The 17,488-nt window shown below is 64.4% G+C and carries 15 protein-coding genes; 4 read left to right on the top strand and 11 right to left on the bottom strand.

Going from position 1 to position 17,488, the window contains the following annotated elements; genetic code table 11:
- Both ACXJMY_RS23910 and ACXJMY_RS23905 read right to left on the bottom strand, forming a co-directional pair.
- Positions 1 to 280, bottom strand: a 280-nt coding sequence (locus ACXJMY_RS23910) for an ABC transporter permease subunit (RefSeq protein WP_456621798.1), incomplete at its 3' end; no start/stop codon positions are given.
- 7 nt (positions 281 to 287) lie between these two features.
- Positions 288 to 1,328 carry a branched-chain amino acid ABC transporter permease gene (locus ACXJMY_RS23905; RefSeq protein ID WP_456621797.1) on the bottom strand — a complete coding sequence of 347 codons (1,041 nt, stop codon included), beginning with the start codon at positions 1,326 to 1,328 and terminating at the stop codon, positions 288 to 290.
- Between the two features lie 174 nt (positions 1,329 to 1,502).
- Between ACXJMY_RS23905 and ACXJMY_RS23900 the strand changes: the two genes are divergently transcribed.
- On the top strand, positions 1,503 to 2,012 hold the full coding sequence (locus ACXJMY_RS23900; protein ID WP_456621796.1) for a MarR family winged helix-turn-helix transcriptional regulator: 510 nt from the start codon (positions 1,503 to 1,505) through the stop codon (positions 2,010 to 2,012).
- Between the two features lie 267 nt (positions 2,013 to 2,279).
- On the opposite strand, the gene ACXJMY_RS23895 is transcribed toward ACXJMY_RS23900, so the two are convergent.
- From ACXJMY_RS23895 to ACXJMY_RS23855, 9 genes are all read right to left on the bottom strand, one after another.
- On the bottom strand, positions 2,280 to 3,563 hold the full coding sequence (locus ACXJMY_RS23895) for a glycerate kinase type-2 family protein (RefSeq protein ID WP_456621795.1): 1,284 nt from the start codon (positions 3,561 to 3,563) through the stop codon (positions 2,280 to 2,282).
- A 194-nt stretch (positions 3,564 to 3,757) separates the two neighbouring features.
- Positions 3,758 to 4,987, bottom strand: a complete 1,230-nt coding sequence (locus tag ACXJMY_RS23890; RefSeq protein WP_456621794.1) for an ABC transporter substrate-binding protein — start codon at positions 4,985 to 4,987, stop codon at positions 3,758 to 3,760.
- Between the two features lie 249 nt (positions 4,988 to 5,236).
- A complete protein-coding gene (locus ACXJMY_RS23885; protein ID WP_456621793.1) occupies positions 5,237 to 6,463 on the bottom strand; it encodes an ABC transporter substrate-binding protein in 1,227 nt (408 codons plus the stop codon).
- 130 nt (positions 6,464 to 6,593) lie between these two features.
- Positions 6,594 to 7,829, bottom strand: coding sequence for an ABC transporter substrate-binding protein (locus ACXJMY_RS23880; protein ID WP_456621792.1), 1,236 nt, complete (start codon positions 7,827 to 7,829; stop codon positions 6,594 to 6,596).
- A gap of 36 nt (positions 7,830 to 7,865) precedes the next feature.
- Positions 7,866 to 8,882: a branched-chain amino acid ABC transporter permease gene (locus ACXJMY_RS23875; RefSeq protein WP_456621791.1), complete on the bottom strand. Its 1,017-nt coding sequence runs from the start codon at positions 8,880 to 8,882 to the stop codon at positions 7,866 to 7,868.
- A 2-nt stretch (positions 8,883 to 8,884) separates the two neighbouring features.
- Positions 8,885 to 9,763 (bottom strand): branched-chain amino acid ABC transporter permease, encoded by an 879-nt coding sequence (locus ACXJMY_RS23870; protein WP_456621790.1) that lies wholly within the window; start codon positions 9,761 to 9,763, stop codon positions 8,885 to 8,887.
- Between the two features lie 12 nt (positions 9,764 to 9,775).
- The gene (locus ACXJMY_RS23865; protein WP_415025699.1) at positions 9,776 to 10,489 is read right to left on the bottom strand and encodes an ABC transporter ATP-binding protein; all 714 of its coding nucleotides are present in this window, start codon (positions 10,487 to 10,489) and stop codon (positions 9,776 to 9,778) included.
- Positions 10,486 to 11,283 (bottom strand): ABC transporter ATP-binding protein, encoded by a 798-nt coding sequence (locus ACXJMY_RS23860; protein ID WP_456621789.1) that lies wholly within the window; start codon positions 11,281 to 11,283, stop codon positions 10,486 to 10,488. Before ACXJMY_RS23860 ends, ACXJMY_RS23865 begins: the two co-directional genes overlap by 4 nt.
- A gap of 66 nt (positions 11,284 to 11,349) precedes the next feature.
- Complete coding sequence (locus ACXJMY_RS23855; protein WP_456621803.1) at positions 11,350 to 12,216, bottom strand: IclR family transcriptional regulator; 867 nt, start codon at positions 12,214 to 12,216, stop codon at positions 11,350 to 11,352.
- A 130-nt stretch (positions 12,217 to 12,346) separates the two neighbouring features.
- On the opposite strand from ACXJMY_RS23855, the gene ACXJMY_RS23850 reads away from it, so the two are divergent.
- From ACXJMY_RS23850 to ACXJMY_RS23840, 3 genes are all read left to right on the top strand, one after another.
- Complete coding sequence (locus ACXJMY_RS23850) at positions 12,347 to 14,443, top strand: 3-hydroxyacyl-CoA dehydrogenase NAD-binding domain-containing protein (RefSeq protein ID WP_456621788.1); 2,097 nt, start codon at positions 12,347 to 12,349, stop codon at positions 14,441 to 14,443.
- A 132-nt stretch (positions 14,444 to 14,575) separates the two neighbouring features.
- On the top strand, positions 14,576 to 16,258 hold the full coding sequence (gene pimA / locus ACXJMY_RS23845) for a dicarboxylate--CoA ligase PimA (RefSeq protein ID WP_456621802.1): 1,683 nt from the start codon (positions 14,576 to 14,578) through the stop codon (positions 16,256 to 16,258).
- Entirely contained in the window at positions 16,255 to 17,442 is a 1,188-nt protein-coding gene (locus tag ACXJMY_RS23840; protein ID WP_456621787.1) for an acetyl-CoA C-acyltransferase, read from the top strand. Before pimA ends, ACXJMY_RS23840 begins: the two co-directional genes overlap by 4 nt.
- Positions 17,443 to 17,488: the final 46 nt, after the last annotated feature.

Here is a 17,488-nt window from a genome sequence, read left to right as displayed (position 1 = left end):
GCAATCCGCTGACCACGAGCGACAGCGGCAGCGTCAGCCACGGCGACAGGCCATAGGTCGTCGACAGCACCGCCGTGGTGTAGGCGCCGAAGCCGACGAAGGCGGCCTGCCCGAACGAGGTGAGGCCGCCGACGCCGGTGAGCAGCACGAGGCCCATCGCGACCAGCGCGGTGAGGCCGATATTGTCGAGCAGCACGATCCAGAACGGCGGCATGCCGGGGACAAACGGGATCGCCGCCATCACGAGCGCGAAGATGAGAATGGGAAGTCGGCTCTGCATCTTGGCGTCAGTCCTTCTCTTCCTCGACCGCGGGCGCGGCGAGCGAGCGCAGCAGCAGCACGGGGATCAAGAGCATGAAAACGATCACTTCCTTGTAGTTGGAGGCATAGAAGGACGAGAACGCCTCGACGATGCCGACGACGAGTGCGGCGACCGCCGTCAGGGGATAGCTGACGAGGCCGCCGATGATCGCGGCGACGAAGCCTTTCAGGCCGATCAGGAAGCCCGAGTCGTAATAGAGCGTGGTCATCGGCACGATCAGAATGCCCGAGAGCGCGCCGATGACGGAGGCGAGCAGGAAGGCGATCTGTCCCGACAGCGTGGTGCGGATGCCGGCGAGCCGCGCGCCGAGCCGGTTGACGGCGGTGGCGCGCAGCGCCTTGCCGTAGAGCGTCAGGCCGAAGAACAGCCACAGGCCGACGATGAAGGCGATGGTGATGCCGTAGACCGTGATGCTCTGGCCGGTGAAGCGCAGCGAGCCCGCGGTGAAGGCGCCGGACAACACGGCAGGGCCGCGCTGGCCTTCGGCGCCGAAGAACAGGAGGCCGAGCCCCTGAAGCGCCAGATGGACGCCCACCGATGCGATCAGCAGCACCAGCACGGAGGTGTGCGCCAGCGGCTGGAACGCGATCCGGTAGAGAAACAGGCCGATCATCGCCACGATCACCAGCGACAATGCGATGCAGATCGCCACCGGCGGCTTCTGGCCGGCGAAATACAGCGTCACCGCCAGCACGATCGCCGGCAGCACGATGTTGGTGAGGAAGGCGCGCAGGACCAGCCGCGCATGCAGCGCCTTGCGCGCCACGAACAGGTCGAAGGCGAAGGCGCCGATGCCCATGGCAAGCGCAAGCTTGGCCGTGCCCGGCATCTGGCCGGCGGCCAGGGAGGCATAGGTCAGCGCGCCATAGGTGACGAATTCGCCCTGCGGGATCAGGATGACACGGGTGACGGCGAACACCAGCACCAGCGCCAGGCCGAGCAGCGCATAGATCGCGCCATTGGTGATGCCGTCCTGCAGCAGGAACAGCATGATGGTGGTGTTCAAGACCGGACGCTCCCCCTCAAGATCCGGACCCGTCCCCCGATTGCGGTGGATGGTCCGACTACAGCCATTGAAAAACGCTGACGATATTTGATATGGTCCATAACAATTATCAAATATAATCTCAAGGGTGGCGAACGACCCTCCCGAACTTAACGGGATTGCGAGCACGAGGCGATGACCGTTTCCAAAACCTCCGAAAAACCCGCCGACGCGGCCAAGGGCCGCAAGGACGCGGCCGAGGCCCTGCCTGAAGCCCTCCAGCTCGGCGAGCTCTCCGAGCAGCTCGGCTATGTGCTGAAGCGGGCGCAGCTCAAGGTATTCGAGAATTTCCTGCGCTGCATGGCCTCGCTCCAGCTCACGCCGGCGCAGTTCTCCGTGCTGCTGCTGGTCGAGAAGAATCCGGGGCGCAATCAGACCGAGATCGCTTCGACGCTGGGCATCCTGCGCCCGAACTTCGTGGCCATGCTCGACAATCTCGAGAGCCGCGACCTTTGCACGCGGATCCGCTCCACCAACGACCGCCGCTCGCACATCCTGGTGCTGACCGACAAGGGCAAGGCCGTGCTGACCCGGGCCAAGAAGCTCGTCGCCACCAAGCACGAGTCGCGGCTGAACGATTTGCTCGGGCAAACCAACCGCGAAGCCCTGATCGCGATGCTGTCGAAGATCGCCAACGAGTTTTGAGGCCCGGCTGTCGGGCCGCTCGGCAAGCCGGCTTGTGGCAAGCCTAATCCACACCCTCCGCTGTCATCGCCCGCCTTGTGCGCAATTGCGCACTGGGGCGGGCGATCCAGTACTCCGAGACGGTTGTGATTGAATCGATAGGCCGCGGCGTACTGGATTCCCCGCCTGCCGCCTACGCTAAAGCTTCGCCGCCCCTGGACCTCAACCTCGGCGAAGCCTTGGCGTAGCCGGGGCGCGGGGAATGACAGTGAGACCTGGGCAGGCGCCTCAATCCACCAAAATCACCCGGATGTCGTTCACGTTGGTCAGCGTCGGGCCGGGCTGCAGCAAATCACCCGTCGCCTCGAAGAACGTCGTCGCGTCGTTGTTGTCGAGATAGGCCTGCGGCACCAGCCCCTGCGCCGTCATCTTCGCGAACGTCGCCGCGTCGATCAGCGCGCCGGCGGGGTCGGTGGGGTTGCCGGCGCCGCCGTCGGCGCCGTCGGTATCGCCGGCAAGCGCTGAAATGCCGGCCGTGTCCTTCAGCAGGTCCGCGAGCGCCAGCGCGTATTCCTGGTTCGGACCACCGCGCCCATTGCCGCGCACGGTCACCGTGAGCTCGCCGCCGGAGAGGATAGCGATACGCTTGCCCTGCGCGCGCGCCTGAAGCGCGAGCCCGGCGTGATCGGCGGCGACCTCGCGCGCCTCGCCCTCGAGATCGGCGCCGAGATCGATGGTCTCGTAGCCGGCGTCGCGCGCGAGCTTCACCGCGGCGTCGAGCGATTGCTTCGGCCGCGCGATCAGCTCGAACTGCGCGCGCGCAAAGGCGGCTTCGCCCGGCTTGGCGCTTTCGTTGCGCTCGTCGTCGAGCGCGCGGCGCACGGCATCGTCGATGTCGAGCCTGTACTTCGCCACGATCGCCCGCGCATCCGCCAGCGTGGTCGGGTCCGGCACGGTGGGGCCGGAGGCGATCGCGGACGGGTCGTCATGCGGCACGTCGGAGATCGCGAGCGTGACGATCTCGGCGGCATTCTTGCCGGCGCGCGCCAGCCGCCCGCCCTTGATCCGCGACAGATGCTTGCGCACCGTGTTCATCTCGCCGATCGGCGCGCCGGAGCGCAGCAGCGCCTTGTTGACCGCCTGCTTCTGCGCGAAGCTGATGCCGTCCGCCGGCGCGATCCAGTTCGCYGAGCCGCCGCCGGTGAGCAGCACCAGGAGCAGATCGTCCGGGCCGGCCTCGCCCGCGAGCGCGAGCGTATCGGCCGCGCCCTTCAGGCCGGCTTCATCAGGCACGGGATGGCCGGCCTCGACGACGCGGATGCGGCGCGTCGGCAAGCCGTAGCCGTGACGGGTGGTGGCGATGCCGACCAGCCGCTCCGGCGCGAGCTTGAGCGTGTCGAGATAATGCCGCTCCGCGGCCGCGGCCATCGCGCCCGCGCCCTTGCCGGCGGCAAGACAAATCACGCGTCCTTTGGGCGCGGGCCGCAGATGCGGCGCCAGAATCGTGCTCGGATGGGCGGCGGCAACGGCGGCGTCGTAGAGCGCGCGGAGCAGGGGACGTCGGTCGGTCATGACGATGGCCTTGAGCAGACTGAAGAGACTGGCGGCAAGCGCGCCAGTCTCCTGCCTACCGCATCATGCGCCAAAGCGTAAGCGGGCTTTACCATCATTCGATTGTGCAATCGCGTGATCATAATCGCTGCACAAGCAAAAACCCCCTGCGAGACCCGCGCAGGGGGTTTTCCGTTGTCGCGTCCGTCAGGCGGCTAGCCGCCGACGTCGGCGCTGATCACGTCGCCGAACAGCTCCCACTTCTCGCCCTTGAACTTCTCGAGCTGAAGCTGGCTGATCGGCGCGAAATCGGTCGGCGAGGTGTTGATCTTCACGCCCGGCAGCAGCGCCTCGGTGCGGAAGTCCTTCAGGTTCGCCGCCTGCTTCATGACGTTCTCGCGCGTGAGATTGTCGCCGCACTGCTTCAGCACCTGGACCAGCGTCTGTGCCACGGCATAGCCGACGATGGTGCCCTTATCGAGCTTGTCGCCGTCGGGGAAGTATTTGGCCATGAACGCCAAAAACTCCTTCATGCCGGGATCGTTGTTCCACGCGGGATCCGACACGTCCTTCAGATAATCGGCCGAGATGATGTCCTGGCCGTTCTCGAAGCCGGCCGGCTTCATCACGCTGCCGACGGAGGCCGAGACGTTGTTGAGGAAGTGCAGCGGCTTCCAGCCGATCTCGGCGTTCTTCTTGATCGCCTGCGCTGCGAATTTCGGCGTCGTGATGTTCATGAAGACGTCGGCGCCGGTCGACTTCAGCTTGACGATATGGTTGTCGATGGTCGGCTCCGAGGTCTCATAGCTCTCTTCGATGATGATCATCGAGGCGGCCTTGGCGCCCAGGCCGTCCTTCAGGCCCTTGAGATAGTCCTTGCCGTAATCGTCGTTCTGGAACAGCACCGCGATCTTAGCGTCCGGCTTGTTCTTCAGGAGCCACTTCGCGTAGATCTGCGTCTCGCTCTGGTAGTTGGGCTGCCAGCCCATGGTCCACGGGAAGGCCTGCGGATCGTTCCACTTGGTGGCGCCGGTGGCGACGAACAGCTGCGGCACCTTCTTCGAGTTCATGTATTTGTGGATCGCCGAGTTCGGCGGCGTGCCGAGCGAGTTGAAGATGAACAGCACCTCGTCGCTCTCGACCAGCTTGCGCGCCTGCTCCACCGTCTTCGGCGGCGAATAGGCATCGTCATAGCTGATGTAATTGATCTTGCGGCCGTTGATGCCGCCTTCGTCGTTGATCTTCTTGAAATAGGCGGCTTCGGTCCGCCCGATGATGCCGTAGGCGGAGGCCGGTCCGCTGTAGGGCATGATGTTGCCGATCTTGATCTCGGTATCGGTCGCGCCGGTATCGTATTTCTTCTGGGCCGATGCAGTGGTGGCCGAGGCCGCAATGAGCGCAAGCGCCAGTGACGCGGCCGCAAGTTTGCCGGTGACAGCGGGCATTCCTATCTCCCTATTTTCTTGGTGTGTGCGCCCCTTTTCTTGTCTTGATTGTTTTTGGCGACGCTGCCCGCAATTGAATACGATTTGTCCTGCGCCTTCAACAGAAAGCCCCTGCGACGGCGTCGCAGGGGCTGCTCCTTTAGTAGCCATTAACCGGCCTGGAGACCGCAGCCTTGGTGTGCGACTGCGAGACAGCGCGACTGTCTTGAGTTGCTTAACGAGCGAGTGTCGATTTTTAGTTGAGTCAGCTCAATGACCTATCTCGCTCGAGATGATGTCGCCGAACGGCTCCCATTTTCTGCCCTTGAACCGCATCATCTGGAGCTGCTCGATCGGAGCAAAATTGTCCGGCGCGGTGTTGATCCTGATGCCGGGCAAGAGCGTATCGGGCGCGAAATCCTTGAGACTTGCCGCCTGCCTCATGACGTTCTCGCGGGTGAGGTCGTCGCCGCACATCTGCAGCACCTTCACCATGGTCTGCGCGGCGGCATAGCCGAACACCACGCCGGCATCGAGCTTGTTGGCCTTGGGATCATACTGGGCGAGGAAATTGTAGAACTTCTTCATGCCGGCATCGGCATTCCATTGCGGGTCGGAGCCGTCCTTGATGTAGCTCGCCGACAGGATGCCCTGCGAGATCTCGAGGCCCGCCGGCTCGATCACGCCGCTGACCGAGGCCGAGACGTTGGAGATGATGTGCATCGGATGCCAGTTGATCTCGGCAGCCTTCTTGATCGCCTGCGCCGCGAATTTCGGGGTGGTGATGCTGATGAGGACGTCGGCGCCGGCGGCCTTCAGCTTCACGACGTGCTCGTCGACCGCCGGCTCCGAGGTCTCGTAGCTGTCCGCGAGCACGATCATCGACGCCCTGGCGCCGAGGCCGTCCTTCAATCCCTTCAGATAGTCCTTGCCGAAATCGTCGTTCTGGTAGAGCACGGCGATCCTGGCGTCCGGCTTCTCCTTCATGATGTACTTGGCATAGATCCGCGCCTCGCTGACGTAGCTCGGCTGCCAGCCCATGGTCCAAGGATATTGCTTGGGATCGTTCCACTTCGAGGCGCCGCTCGCCACGAACAATTGCGGCACCTTCTTCTCGTTCATGTATTTGCGGATGGCGCCGTTGGTGGAGGTGCCGAGCGAGCCGAAGATCAGCAGCACCTCGTCGCTCTCGACCAGCTTGCGCGCCTGCTCCACCGTCTTCGGCGGCGAATAGCCGTCGTCATAGGAGATGAACCTGATCTTGCGGCCGTTGATGCCGCCCTCGGCATTGATCTTGTTGAAGTAGGCCTCCTCGGTCTTGCCGATCGCGGCATAGGCGGAGGCCGGGCCGCTATAGGGCATGATGTTGCCGATCTTGATCTCGGTATCGGAAGCGCCGCTGTCGTATTTCTTCTGCGCAAGAGCCGGGCTGCTCATCGCAGTGCACAACGCGAGCACGGCCGAAAGGACCGCAACCTCTGAACGAACGGCAGCCATTTATCTCCTACCCCGAATTGGATGGGCGCCGCATTGAACAAGATTGACGCCCGACGTCAACAAAAAGCCCCCGCGATCGCTCGCGGGGGCCTGCCGGCTTGAATTAGGCCTGGACTAATACGTCAACGGGTCACTCGGAGGCGACGTCGCCGCTGATGATCTCGCCGAACAGTTCCCACTTCTCGCCCTTGAAGCGCTGCATCTGGAGCTGCGCGATCGGGGCGAAGTCGGTGGCGCCGGTGTTGATCTTGACGCCGGGCAGCAGGGTGTCCGGTGCAAAATCCTTCAAGGACGCCGCCTGCTTCATGAGGTTGGCGCGGGTGAGATCGTCACCGGACATTTCCAGCACCTTGGCGAGCGTCGAGGCGGCGCCATAGCCRTAGACCATGCTGGTGTCGGACTTGTCCGCGCCCGGCATGTACTTGTCGACGAACTCGTTCCACCGCTTCATGCCGGGGTCGTTGTTCCACTGCGGATCGGTGGAGTCCTTGGCATAGGCCGCCGACAGCACGCCCTGCGCGTTCTCGAAGCCGGCCGGCTTCATCACGCTGCCGACCGAGATCGACACGTTGGTGAGGATCTGGAGCGGCTTCCAGCTGAGCTCGGCGGTCTTCTTGATGGTCTGGGCTGCGAACTTCGGCGTCGCATAGATCAGCAGCACGTCGGGATTGGCGGCCTTGATCTTGACGATGTGGCCGTCGATCGACGGCTCGGACACCTCATAGCTCTCCTCCATGATGATCATGGAAGAAGCCTTGGCGCCGAGGCCGTCCTTGGTGCCCTTGAGGTAGTCTTTGCCGAAATCGTCGTTCTGATAGAGGATCGCGACCTTGGCGTCGGGCTTCTCCTTCATCAGCCATTTCGCGTAGATCTGCGCTTCGCTCTGGTAGGAGGGCTGCCAGCCGATGGTCCAGGGGAAGTTCTTCGGGTCGTTCCACTTGGTGGCGCCGGTCGCGACGAACAGCTGCGGGATCTTCTTGGCGTTGAGGTATTTCTGGATCGCGCTGTTGGAGGGCGTGCCAAGCGGGTTGAACACGGCGAGAACCTCGTCGCTCTCGACCAGCTTGCGGACCTGCTCGACCGCCTTGKGCGGCGAATAGCCGTCGTCATAGGTGACGAAGTTGATCTTGCGGCCGTTGATGCCGCCCTTGTCGTTGATCATCTTGAAATAGGCTTCCTCGGTCTTGCCGATGATGCCATAGGCCGACGCCGGACCGCTGTACGGCATGATGTTGCCGATCTTGATCTCGGTGTCGGTCGCGCCGGTGTCGTATTTCTTTTGAGCAAATGCCGCGCCGGAGTTGAAAGTGATGGCCGCCGTTGCCGTGACCAGCGCGGCGGCTCGCAGTGTTCTTCCAAAAAGCAATTCGGTCTCCTTCGTCGATGACAGTGTTGGTGAGAGTTAGTTCTTTCTGAGCTTGCCGAGGAGCTGCTGGCCCATGATCGCGACCTGCCTTGCGCCATGCGGCACGAGGTAGATGACGAGGAACAGGAGCACGCCGAACACCGCGCCGGAGAGGCCCTTGGAGATGCCCTCGGCGATGTTCGGCACGAAGATGATGAAGGCGGCGCCGACGATCGAGCCGGGCAGCCAGCCGACGCCGCCGACGACCATGCCGAGGAACAGCTGGATCGAGAGTGTAATGGTGAAGCTGTCCGGTGCCACGAATTGCACCGCGATTGCACTGAGGCCGCCGGCGACGCCGGTGATGCCGGCGGAGACGCCGAAGGCGAGCGTCTTGTAGAGCGCGACATTGACGCCCATCGAAGAGGCCGCGATCTCGTTGTCGCGGATTGCCATGAAGGCGCGGCCCGAGCGGGAGCGCAGCAGGTTCACCGAGAAGATGTAGATCGCAAGCACGATCGCGAGCGTGAAATAGTAGAGCCACATGTCTTGCGACATCGGCAGGCCGAATGGCGCGTCGGGCTTGGTCACAACGAGGCCCTGCACGCCGCCGGTCCAGTGCTCGAGGAAGTTCAGCTTCAGGAGCTGCGGCATGGCGGTGGCGAGCGCGAAAGTTGCGAGCGCAAGGTACACGCCGGATAGCCGCAACGCCGGCTGGCCGAACAAGAAACCGAAGCCGAAGCAGAGCGCGCCCGCGACCGGCAGGCAGAGCACGTAATTGATGTTGAACGCCTCCATCATGACCGCGGTGACATAGGCGCCAACGGCGTAGAACGCGCTCTGGCCGAGCGAGAACTGGCCGCTGCCACCGGTCAGGATGTTCAACGCCAGTACGGCGAGCCCGAGATACAGCAACTGGGTCAGCTGGAAGATGATGAAGTTCTTGGCGAACAGCGGCACGGCCAGGAGCAGCAGCAGCACCACAACCGAGGTGCCGGTGCCCAGGGTCATGGCCCGCTTCGGAACGGCCTCGACCGCCTGGTGGCCTTCAACGACTTCTTCTACAGCGCTCATGATCAAACTCGCTTGACGATGTGCCGGCCGAACAGACCAGCGGGTTTGACGACCAGGACGGAGATGATCAGCGCGAGCGCGATCGGAAGCTTCAGCTCGTTGCCGACGCCGGGGATGTAGGTGCCGGCGAGATTCTCGAAGACGCCGACCAGGAAGCCGCCGACCACGGCGCCGAACGGGCTGGTCAGGCCGCCGAGCACGGCTGCTGCAAAGCCGTAGATCAGCACGCCGCCCATCATGTTGGGCTCGAGGAACACGACCGGGGCGATCAGCATGCCGGCGATCGCGCCGATCGCCGACGCCATGCCCCAGCCCAGCGCAATCATCCAGGAGGTGTTGATGCCGACGAGGCGAGCCGATTCAGGCACCGAGGCGGCGGCCCGCATGGCGAGGCCGATCTTGGTGTACTGGAAGAAGAAGTAGAGACCGATCAGCAGCAGCACGGTGACGCCGATCATCCCGGCCTGGTGGGTCGAGATCAGCTGGCTGCCGAGGAACGGCGAGGAGCCGAACGGGGTCGGATACTGCTTGATGGTGAAGTCCCAGATCAGGCCGGCCGATGAGTTGATGATCGCAAACAGCGCGATGAAGCCGGCGACGTTGGTCAGCACCGGCGCCTTCGCGAGCGGCTTGAACAGGATGCGCTCGATGGCGATGCCGCCGACAAAGGACAAGGCCAGCGTGATCACGAAGGCGGCCCAATAGGGTATGCCCCACTGCATCAGCTGCCAGGAGATGAAGGTCGAGAACATCGCCATCTCGCCCTGCGCGAAGTTGAGATGGTCGATCGCCTGGTAGATCATGACCACGGCGAGCGCCATGCAGGCGTAGATCGCGCCGGTGGCAATCCCCGCCAGGACCTGGTTGGTGAAAAGCTCCATCGTGCCGGCTCCTCAGTAACCCAGATAGGATTTGCGGATTTCTTCGTTGTTCGCGATGTCCTTGGCGTTGCCCGACATCACGATGCGTCCGGTCTCGATCACATAGGCCTGGTCGGCGAGCTCGAGCGCGAGCTGCGCGTTCTGCTCGACCACCAGGATCGATACCTTGTCCTCGCGGTTGATCTTGCCGAGGATGCCGAACAGGTCGCGCACCACCAGCGGCGCCAGCCCGAACGAGGGTTCGTCGAGCAGCATCAGCCGCGGCCGCAGCATCAGCGCGCGGGCGACCGCGAGCATCTGCTGCTCGCCGCCGGACAGCGTGCCGGCCTGCTGGGTGTGCCGCTGCTTCAACACCGGGAAATGCGCATACATCCGCTCGATGTCGGAGATGATGCCGGCATTGTCCTTGCGGGTGATGGCGCCGAGCTGGAGGTTTTCCTCCACCGTCATGGTGGTGAAGGTGCCGCGGCCCTGCGGAACATGGGCGATGCCGAACCGCACGATGCTTTCGGTGGAGCGGTTGTTCAGCGGCTTGCCGTCGAACTCGATTCCGCCGGTGGAGCGCACCATGTTGCAGATCGCGCGCAGCGTCGTGGTCTTGCCGGCGCCGTTGGCCCCGAGCAGCGTCGTCAGCGAGCCCTCGTTGAGCGAGAAGGACAGGCCGTGGAGCGCCTGGACCTGGCCGTAATAGGCGCGCAGGTCCTTGACGTTGAGCAGCGTCGTCATTGGTCCTTGCTCCCGAGATAGGCCTTGATGACGTCGGGGTCCACCTGCACCTGCGCGGGCGTGCCTTCCGCGAGCTTCTTGCCGAAATTCAATGCGACGACGTGGTCGGCGATCGACATCACCAGGCCCATGTGGTGCTCGACCAGCAGCACGGTCATGTGGCGCTCGTCGCGGATGCGGCGGATGAGGTCGCCGAGCACGTAGACTTCCTCGTGGTTGAGGCCGCCGGCCGGCTCGTCGAGCAGCAGGATCTTCGGGTCCGCCGCGAGCGCCCGCGCCAGCTCGACGCGCTTCTGCGTGCCGAAGGGCAGGCCGGAGACGACGGTGTGGGCGACGTCCTCGAGCTTGAGATAGGCGAGGATCTCGTGGACCTTGTTGTTGACGCTGGCCTCGCTGCGCCGGACCCACGCAAGCCGAAGCGAGTCGCTGATGATGTCGCTGGAGGTCTTGGAATGGGCGCCAACGCGGACGTTGTCCATCACCGAGAGGTTCGGAAACAGCGCCACGTTCTGGAAGGTGCGGCCGATCCCGATCTCGGCGATCCGGTGCGGCGGCCGCGACAGGATGCTCACGCCTTCCATCAGGATGTCGCCGGACGACGGCTGGTAGAGCCGGGACAGGCAATTGAAGAGCGTGGTCTTGCCGGCGCCGTTGGGGCCGATCAATCCCAGGATCTGGCCCTTGTGCATGTCAAAGGACACGCCGTTGAGCGCAATGATGCCGCCGAACACGACGCTGACGTCGCGAACCGCGAGCAGGGGCGATGTCCCCTGCGCGAGCTGTGCCTGCGTCATCTCGTCTCGCCCAACTTGTTCAGTGAGCGGAGGAGCGATGCGAACCGCTCCCTGCAATGACGAAGGCTATCTGATCCCCTCGACCACACGCGCAACTTTTCCTCCTGATTTCAGCTTTTTGCTGTCTTGTTTTTTTGAATGCGGCATCAGACCCCCGAGTGCCGCTTCGATGTTCCTTACCATCGCCAGCAGACGCGGTCCAATGTCGTTGATCAAGCGCTCTTCCGTGAAACGGAATGCGGGCGCACCGCAGTTGAAAGCATAGGGCCCGGTTCCGTCGTTCAGCTTGAGTGCTACTCCGGCGGCGCCGATATCGTCGTGCCAGTCGCCGACCGAAATCGCAAAACCGTGTTTCGCGACGGTCTCGCCGGAACGTTCCAGTCCGTCGCGCATCTTGGGCCAGCGGCTGCCGTAATGTTCGCGCAGGACACGCGACAATTCTGCGCGATCGTCTTCGTCGAGCGCCCAGAAATAGGCGCGCCCCATCGCGCTGGTTGCAATCGGCACGCGCGAGCCGACGTCCAGTTGAACGCCGACCGTCTCGCTACCGCGGCTCTGGCCGAAATAGATCATGCTGTGACGGTCGCGGCCGCCGACGGCGACCGCGCCTCCCGTCGCGCGCATCAGTTCCTCGCGAAACGGCTCGGACAAATGCCGAACACCGAGATTGGCCAGCGCCGCGTAACCAAGCGCCATCGCGGCCGGCGCGAGCTGATACTTCTCGAACCGGGGAACCGGTGTAAGATAACCGAGCTTCGTCAACGTATAGGTCAACCGCGAGACGGTCGGCTTGGGCAGGTTGGTGCGGGCCGCGATCTCCTGATTGCCGAGAAGACCGTCGCTGGGCTGGAATGCGCGCAATACATCAAGTCCGCGGGAAAGCGCGACGACGAAATTCCGATCGGTCGCAGTCTTCTTTCCTGTACGCTTCATCCCTGATCTGCTTCTTGCGCGGAGTCGTTGACAACGTCCGTGCTTCAAAATAACCCTGCCGTCAAGATGCGGAATTAAATTCCGCAGTGCGAAATCGAATAAAAGTAAATCCCCACCAAGGAGGGACACCGTGAGCGAAGTGGTCAAGCTTGAGCGTCATGACGAAATCGGGATCGTCACGGTCAACAGCCCTCCGGTCAATGCGCTGAGCGCCGCAGTCCGCGGCGGTATTCTCGAGTGCATCAAGGCCGCGGTTGCGGATCCCGCGATCAAGGGCATCGTGCTGACCTGCGCCGGCCGCACCTTCATTGCCGGTGCCGACATCACCGAATTCGGCAAGCCGCCGAAGCCGCCCGCCCTCAACGACGTGCTCTCCGAGATCGAGAATTCACCGAAGCCGGTCGTTGCCGCGATCCACGGCACCGCGCTTGGCGGCGGCCTCGAGGTCGCGCTGGCCTGTCATTTCCGCGTAGCGGTCAAGGAGGCCAAGCTCGGCCTGCCCGAGGTCAAGCTCGGCCTGCTGCCGGGCGCCGGCGGCACCCAGCGCCTGCCGCGCGCGGTCGGGCCGGAGCTCGCGGTCAAGATGATCGTCGGCGGCGATCCGATCGGGGCGACCGAGGCGCTCAAGAACGGCCTGATCGAGGAGATCGTCGAAGGCCCGGCCTCCGGCGGCGAGGCTTTCGTCCGCAAATTGCTGGCCGAGAAGCGTCCGCTACGTCGCCTGCGCGACGACGATTCCAAGATCGCCGCAGCCAAGGCCGACCGCTCGATCTTCACCAATGCGGTCGCTGCCATGACCAAGAAGTCGCGCGGCCTGGAAGCGCCGTTCGCGGCGGCCGATGCCGTCGGCTACGCCATCGACCTGCCGTTCGACGAAGGCCTGAAGAAGGAGCGCGAGGGCTTCCTCAAGCTCGTCGCCAGCGACCAGTCCAAGGCGCAGCGCTATGCCTTCTTCGCCGAGCGCGAGGCCAGCAAGATCGCCGGCGTCCCTGAAGGCACCAAGTCGCGCCCCGTCAACCGTGTTGCCATTCTCGGCGCCGGCACCATGGGCGGCGGCATCGCGATGTCCTTTGCCAATGCCGGCGTTCCCGTCACCCTGATCGAGACCGGCGAGGAGCAGCTCAAGCGCGGCATGGGCATCATGCAGAAGAACTGGGAAGCAACTGCCGCGCGGGGCGGCATTCCCGCTGATGCGCCCGCCAAGCGCATGGCGCTGATCAACGGCGTCGTCGGCATCGAGAACGTCGGCGATGCCGACCTCGTCATCGAAGCCGTGTTCGAGACCATGGCGGTGAAGAAGGAAGTGTTCGGCAAGCTCGACCAGTACGTTAAGCCGGGCGCGGTGCTCGCCTCCAACACCTCCTATCTCAACATCGACGAGATCGCGAAGGCGACCAAGCGTCCGCAGGACGTCCTGGGCATGCACTTCTTCTCGCCGGCCAACGTCATGAAGCTGTGCGAGATCGTGCGCGCCGACAAGACCGCGCCGGATGCGCTGGTGACTGCCGTGACCATCGCGCGAAAAATCGCGAAGGTGCCGGCCGTGGTCGGCGTCTGCGACGGTTTTGTCGGCAATCGCATGCTGGCGCAGCGCGGCAAGCAGTCCGAAAAGCTGTTGTTCGAAGGCGCCCTGCCGCAGCAGGTCGATGCCGTCGTAACAAAATTCGGCATGCCGATGGGACCGTTCGCGATGGGCGACCTCGCCGGCCTCGATATCGGCTGGCGTTCGCGGAAAGACCGCGGCATCAAGTCGGAAATCGCGGACGCGCTGTGCGAAGCCGGCCGCTTTGGCCAGAAGACCGGCAAGGGCTATTACAAATACGAAGCCGGCTCCCGCGCGGCGCTGCCCGATCCCGAAGTCGAGAAGCTGATCGACGAGACGCTTGCCCGTCTCGGCCGCAAGAAGCGCGTCGTCAGCGACGAGGAGATCCTCGAGCGCATGATGTATCCGATGATCAACGAGGGCGCGAAGATCCTCGAAGAAGGCATCGCGGCGCGCCCCTCCGACATCGACGTGGTCTGGCTCTACGGCTATGGCTGGCCGATCTACCGTGGCGGCCCGATGTTCTGGGCCGACACCGTCGGCCTCAAGCACATCGCCGACCGCCTGGCGTTCTACGCCAAGGAGACCAACGACCCCAGCCTCGAGCCCGCGCCGCTGCTGAAGAAGCTCGCGGCGGAGGGCAAGACCTTCGCGTCCCTGGCGGCGGCGTCGAAGGCGGCGTGATGGCGGTTCGCGTCATTCCGGGGCGATGCGTAGCATCGAACTATGGTGCGCAGTTGCGCACCTGAGAATCTCGAGATTCCGGGTTCGCCCTCCGGGCGCCCCGGAATGACGTCCGTGTGGTTTAAGGAAGCGATGACCCATCCCGGCGAACAGTTCTATCCCGAGGGCGTGCGTTGGGACGACACCATCGTCCAGGGCACGCTGCCTGACCTGCTGTCGAAAGCCGCCGCCGATTACGGCCCGCGCACCGCGCTGGAATTCCGCGACCGTCCGATCAGCTACACCGAGCTCGCCGCKATGGCCGAGCGTGCTGCGGCGGCTTTCCTGCGCGCCGGCTATGGCAAGGGCGCGTCGATCGCGCTGTTCCTCGGCAACACGCCGGATCATCCCGTCAATTTCTTCGGCGCGCTGAAGGCAGGCAGCCGCGTTGCCCATCTGTCGCCGCTCGACGGCGAGATCGCGCTGACCCACAAGGTCTCCGACTCCGGCTCGCGGGTGCTGGTCACGTCCAACCTCGCGGCGCTGCTGCCGACCGCGCTGAAATTCCTGGACAAGGGCCTGATCGACCGCCTTGTCGTCTGCGAGGACGACAATTGGGGCAAGGTCGGCACGCCGCAGGCCGCGATTCCGAACGATCCCCGCATCGTCACCTTCAAGGCCTTCGTCGAGGGCGCCGCCGCCCCGGCGCGATGGCCGGAAGTCTCGGCGGACGACGTCGCGCTGCTGCAATATACCGGCGGCACCACCGGCCTGCCCAAGGGTGCCATGCTGACGCACGGCAATCTCACATCGGCGGTGTCGATCTACGACGTCTGGGGCAAGCCGACGCGTGCCGCGCGCGGCGACGTCGTCGAGCGCGTGATCTGCGTGCTGCCGCTGTTCCACATCTATGCGCTCACCGTGGTGCTGTTGTCCTCGCTCAGCCGCGGCAATCTGATCTCGCTCCACCAGCGCTTTGATGTCGAAGCGGTGATGCGCGACATCGAAGTGAAGCGCGCCACTTATTTCCCGGGCGTGCCGACGATGTGGATCGCGATCGCGGCGCTTCCCGATCTCGACAAGCGCGACTTCTCCTCGCTGGCCACCATCGGCTCCGGCGGCGCGCCGCTGCCGGTGGAGATCGCAAACTTCTTCGAACGCAAGGTCGGCAAGAAGCTCCGCAGTGGCTGGGGCATGACCGAGACCTGCTCGCCCGGCACCGGCCATCCGCCGACGGGTCCGGACAAGCCCGGCTCGATCGGCCTGATGCTGCCCGGCATCGAGCTCGACGTCGTCGCGCTGGAGGACCCGACACGCGTGCTGCCGCCCGGCGAAGTCGGCGAGATCCGCATCAAGGGTCCGAACGTCACCAGGGGCTATTGGAACAAGCCCGGGGGATCCGCGGAGGCTTTCATCGACGGCCGCTTCCTCACCGGCGACATCGGCTATGTCGATACCGACGGCTATTTCTTCCTGGTCGACCGCAAGAAGGACATGATCATCTCCGGCGGCTTCAACGTCTATCCGCAGATGATCGAGCAGGCGATCTACACCATATCAGGCGTGCACGAAGTGATCGTGCTCGGCATCCCCGACCCGTACCGCGGCGAGGCCGCAAAAGCCTTCATCAAGCTCAGGCCGGATGCAAAACCGTTCTCCCTCGACGAGCTGCGCACGCGGCTCGCCGGCAAGCTCGGCAAGCACGAATTGCCGGCGGAGGTCGAGTTCGTCGACGACCTGCCGCGCACGCCGGTCGGAAAACTGTCGCGCCACGAATTGCGCCAGCAGCAGAAATCGTCACAATCCACCAAAACCGTATCAGGAGGTCGCTCGTGACCGACGCCGTCATCGTTTCCACCGCACGCACGCCGATCGGCAAGGCCTATCGCGGCATGCTGAACAACACCGAGGGCGCAACCCTGCTCGGCCACGCCATCGGCGAGGCCGTCGCGCGCGCCAAGGTCGATCCGAAGGAGGTCGAGGACGTCGTGATGGGCGCAGCCCTCCAGCAGGGTTCGACCGGCGGCAACATCGCGCGCAAGGCGCTGCTTCGCGCCGGCCTTCCCGTCACCGTCGCCGGCACCACCATCGACCGGCAATGCGCCTCGGGCTTGCAAGCCATCGCGCTCGCCGCGCGCTCGGTGATCTTCGACGGCGTCGAGATCGCAGTCGGCGGCGGCGGCGAGTCGATCAGCCTCGTGCAGAACGACAAGATGAACGGTTTCCACGCCCAGGACCCGGCGCTGCTCAAGATCAAGGGCGAGGTCTACATGCCCATGATCGACACCGCCGAAATCGTCGCCAAGCGCTATGGCATCTCGCGCGAGAAGCAGGACGAATATTCGCTGGAGAGCCAGCGCCGCACCGCCGCCGCCCAGCAGGGCGGCAAGTTCAAGGACGAGCTGGCGCCGATCACGACCCAGATGGCGGTGACCGACAAGGCCACCGGCGCAGTCTCCTTCAAGGACGTGACCTTGTCGCAGGACGAAGGCCCGCGCCCCGAGACCACCGCCGAAGGCCTCGCCGGCCTCAAGCCGGTGCGCGGCGAGGGTTTTTCGATCACCGCCGGCAATGCCAGCCAGCTCTCCGACGGCGCCAGCGCCTCCGTGATCATGAGCGACAAGGAAGCTTCCAGGCGCGGGCTGAAGCCGCTCGGCATCTTCCGCGGCTTCGTCTCCGCCGGCTGCGAGCCGGACGAGATGGGCATCGGCCCGGCGTTCGCGGTGCCGCGCCTGCTCAAGCGTCACGGCCTCACCGTCGACGACATCGACCTCTGGGAGCTCAACGAAGCCTTCGCCGTGCAGGTGCTGTATTGCCGCGACAAGCTCGGCATCGACCCCGACAAGATCAACGTCGACGGCGGCGCGATCGCGGTCGGCCATCCCTACGGCATGTCGGGCGCGCGGCTGACCGGCCACGCCCTGATCGAAGGCCGCCGCCGCAAGGCCAAGTACGCGGTCGTCACCATGTGCGTCGGCGGCGGCATGGGCGCGGCGGGGTTGTTCGAGGTGTTGCAGTAGCCGTCGTCCCGGCGAAGGCCGGGACCCATACTCCGCAGGAGTGTGG

It is taken from the genome of Bradyrhizobium sp. P5_C12 (assembly GCF_054049735.1).
The sequence above is the reverse complement of the archived record's forward strand: the minus strand, read 5'-3'. Positions and strand labels throughout refer to the sequence as shown.

Coding starts and splice junctions, on each gene's coding strand:
- ACXJMY_RS23860 (WP_456621789.1), bottom strand. CDS start 11,283: ATGACGCAGGCACAGCTCGCGCAGGGGACATCGCCCCTGCTCGCGGTT.
- ACXJMY_RS23865 (WP_415025699.1), bottom strand. CDS start 10,489: ATGACGACGCTGCTCAACGTCAAGGACCTGCGCGCCTATTACGGCCAG.
- ACXJMY_RS23885 (WP_456621793.1), bottom strand. CDS start 6,463: ATGGCTGCCGTTCGTTCAGAGGTTGCGGTCCTTTCGGCCGTGCTCGCG.
- ACXJMY_RS23855 (WP_456621803.1), bottom strand. CDS start 12,216: ATGAAGCGTACAGGAAAGAAGACTGCGACCGATCGGAATTTCGTCGTC.
- ACXJMY_RS23890 (WP_456621794.1), bottom strand. CDS start 4,987: ATGCCCGCTGTCACCGGCAAACTTGCGGCCGCGTCACTGGCGCTTGCG.
- ACXJMY_RS23900 (WP_456621796.1), top strand. CDS start 1,503: ATGACCGTTTCCAAAACCTCCGAAAAACCCGCCGACGCGGCCAAGGGC.
- ACXJMY_RS23875 (WP_456621791.1), bottom strand. CDS start 8,882: ATGAGCGCTGTAGAAGAAGTCGTTGAAGGCCACCAGGCGGTCGAGGCC.
- ACXJMY_RS23870 (WP_456621790.1), bottom strand. CDS start 9,763: ATGGAGCTTTTCACCAACCAGGTCCTGGCGGGGATTGCCACCGGCGCG.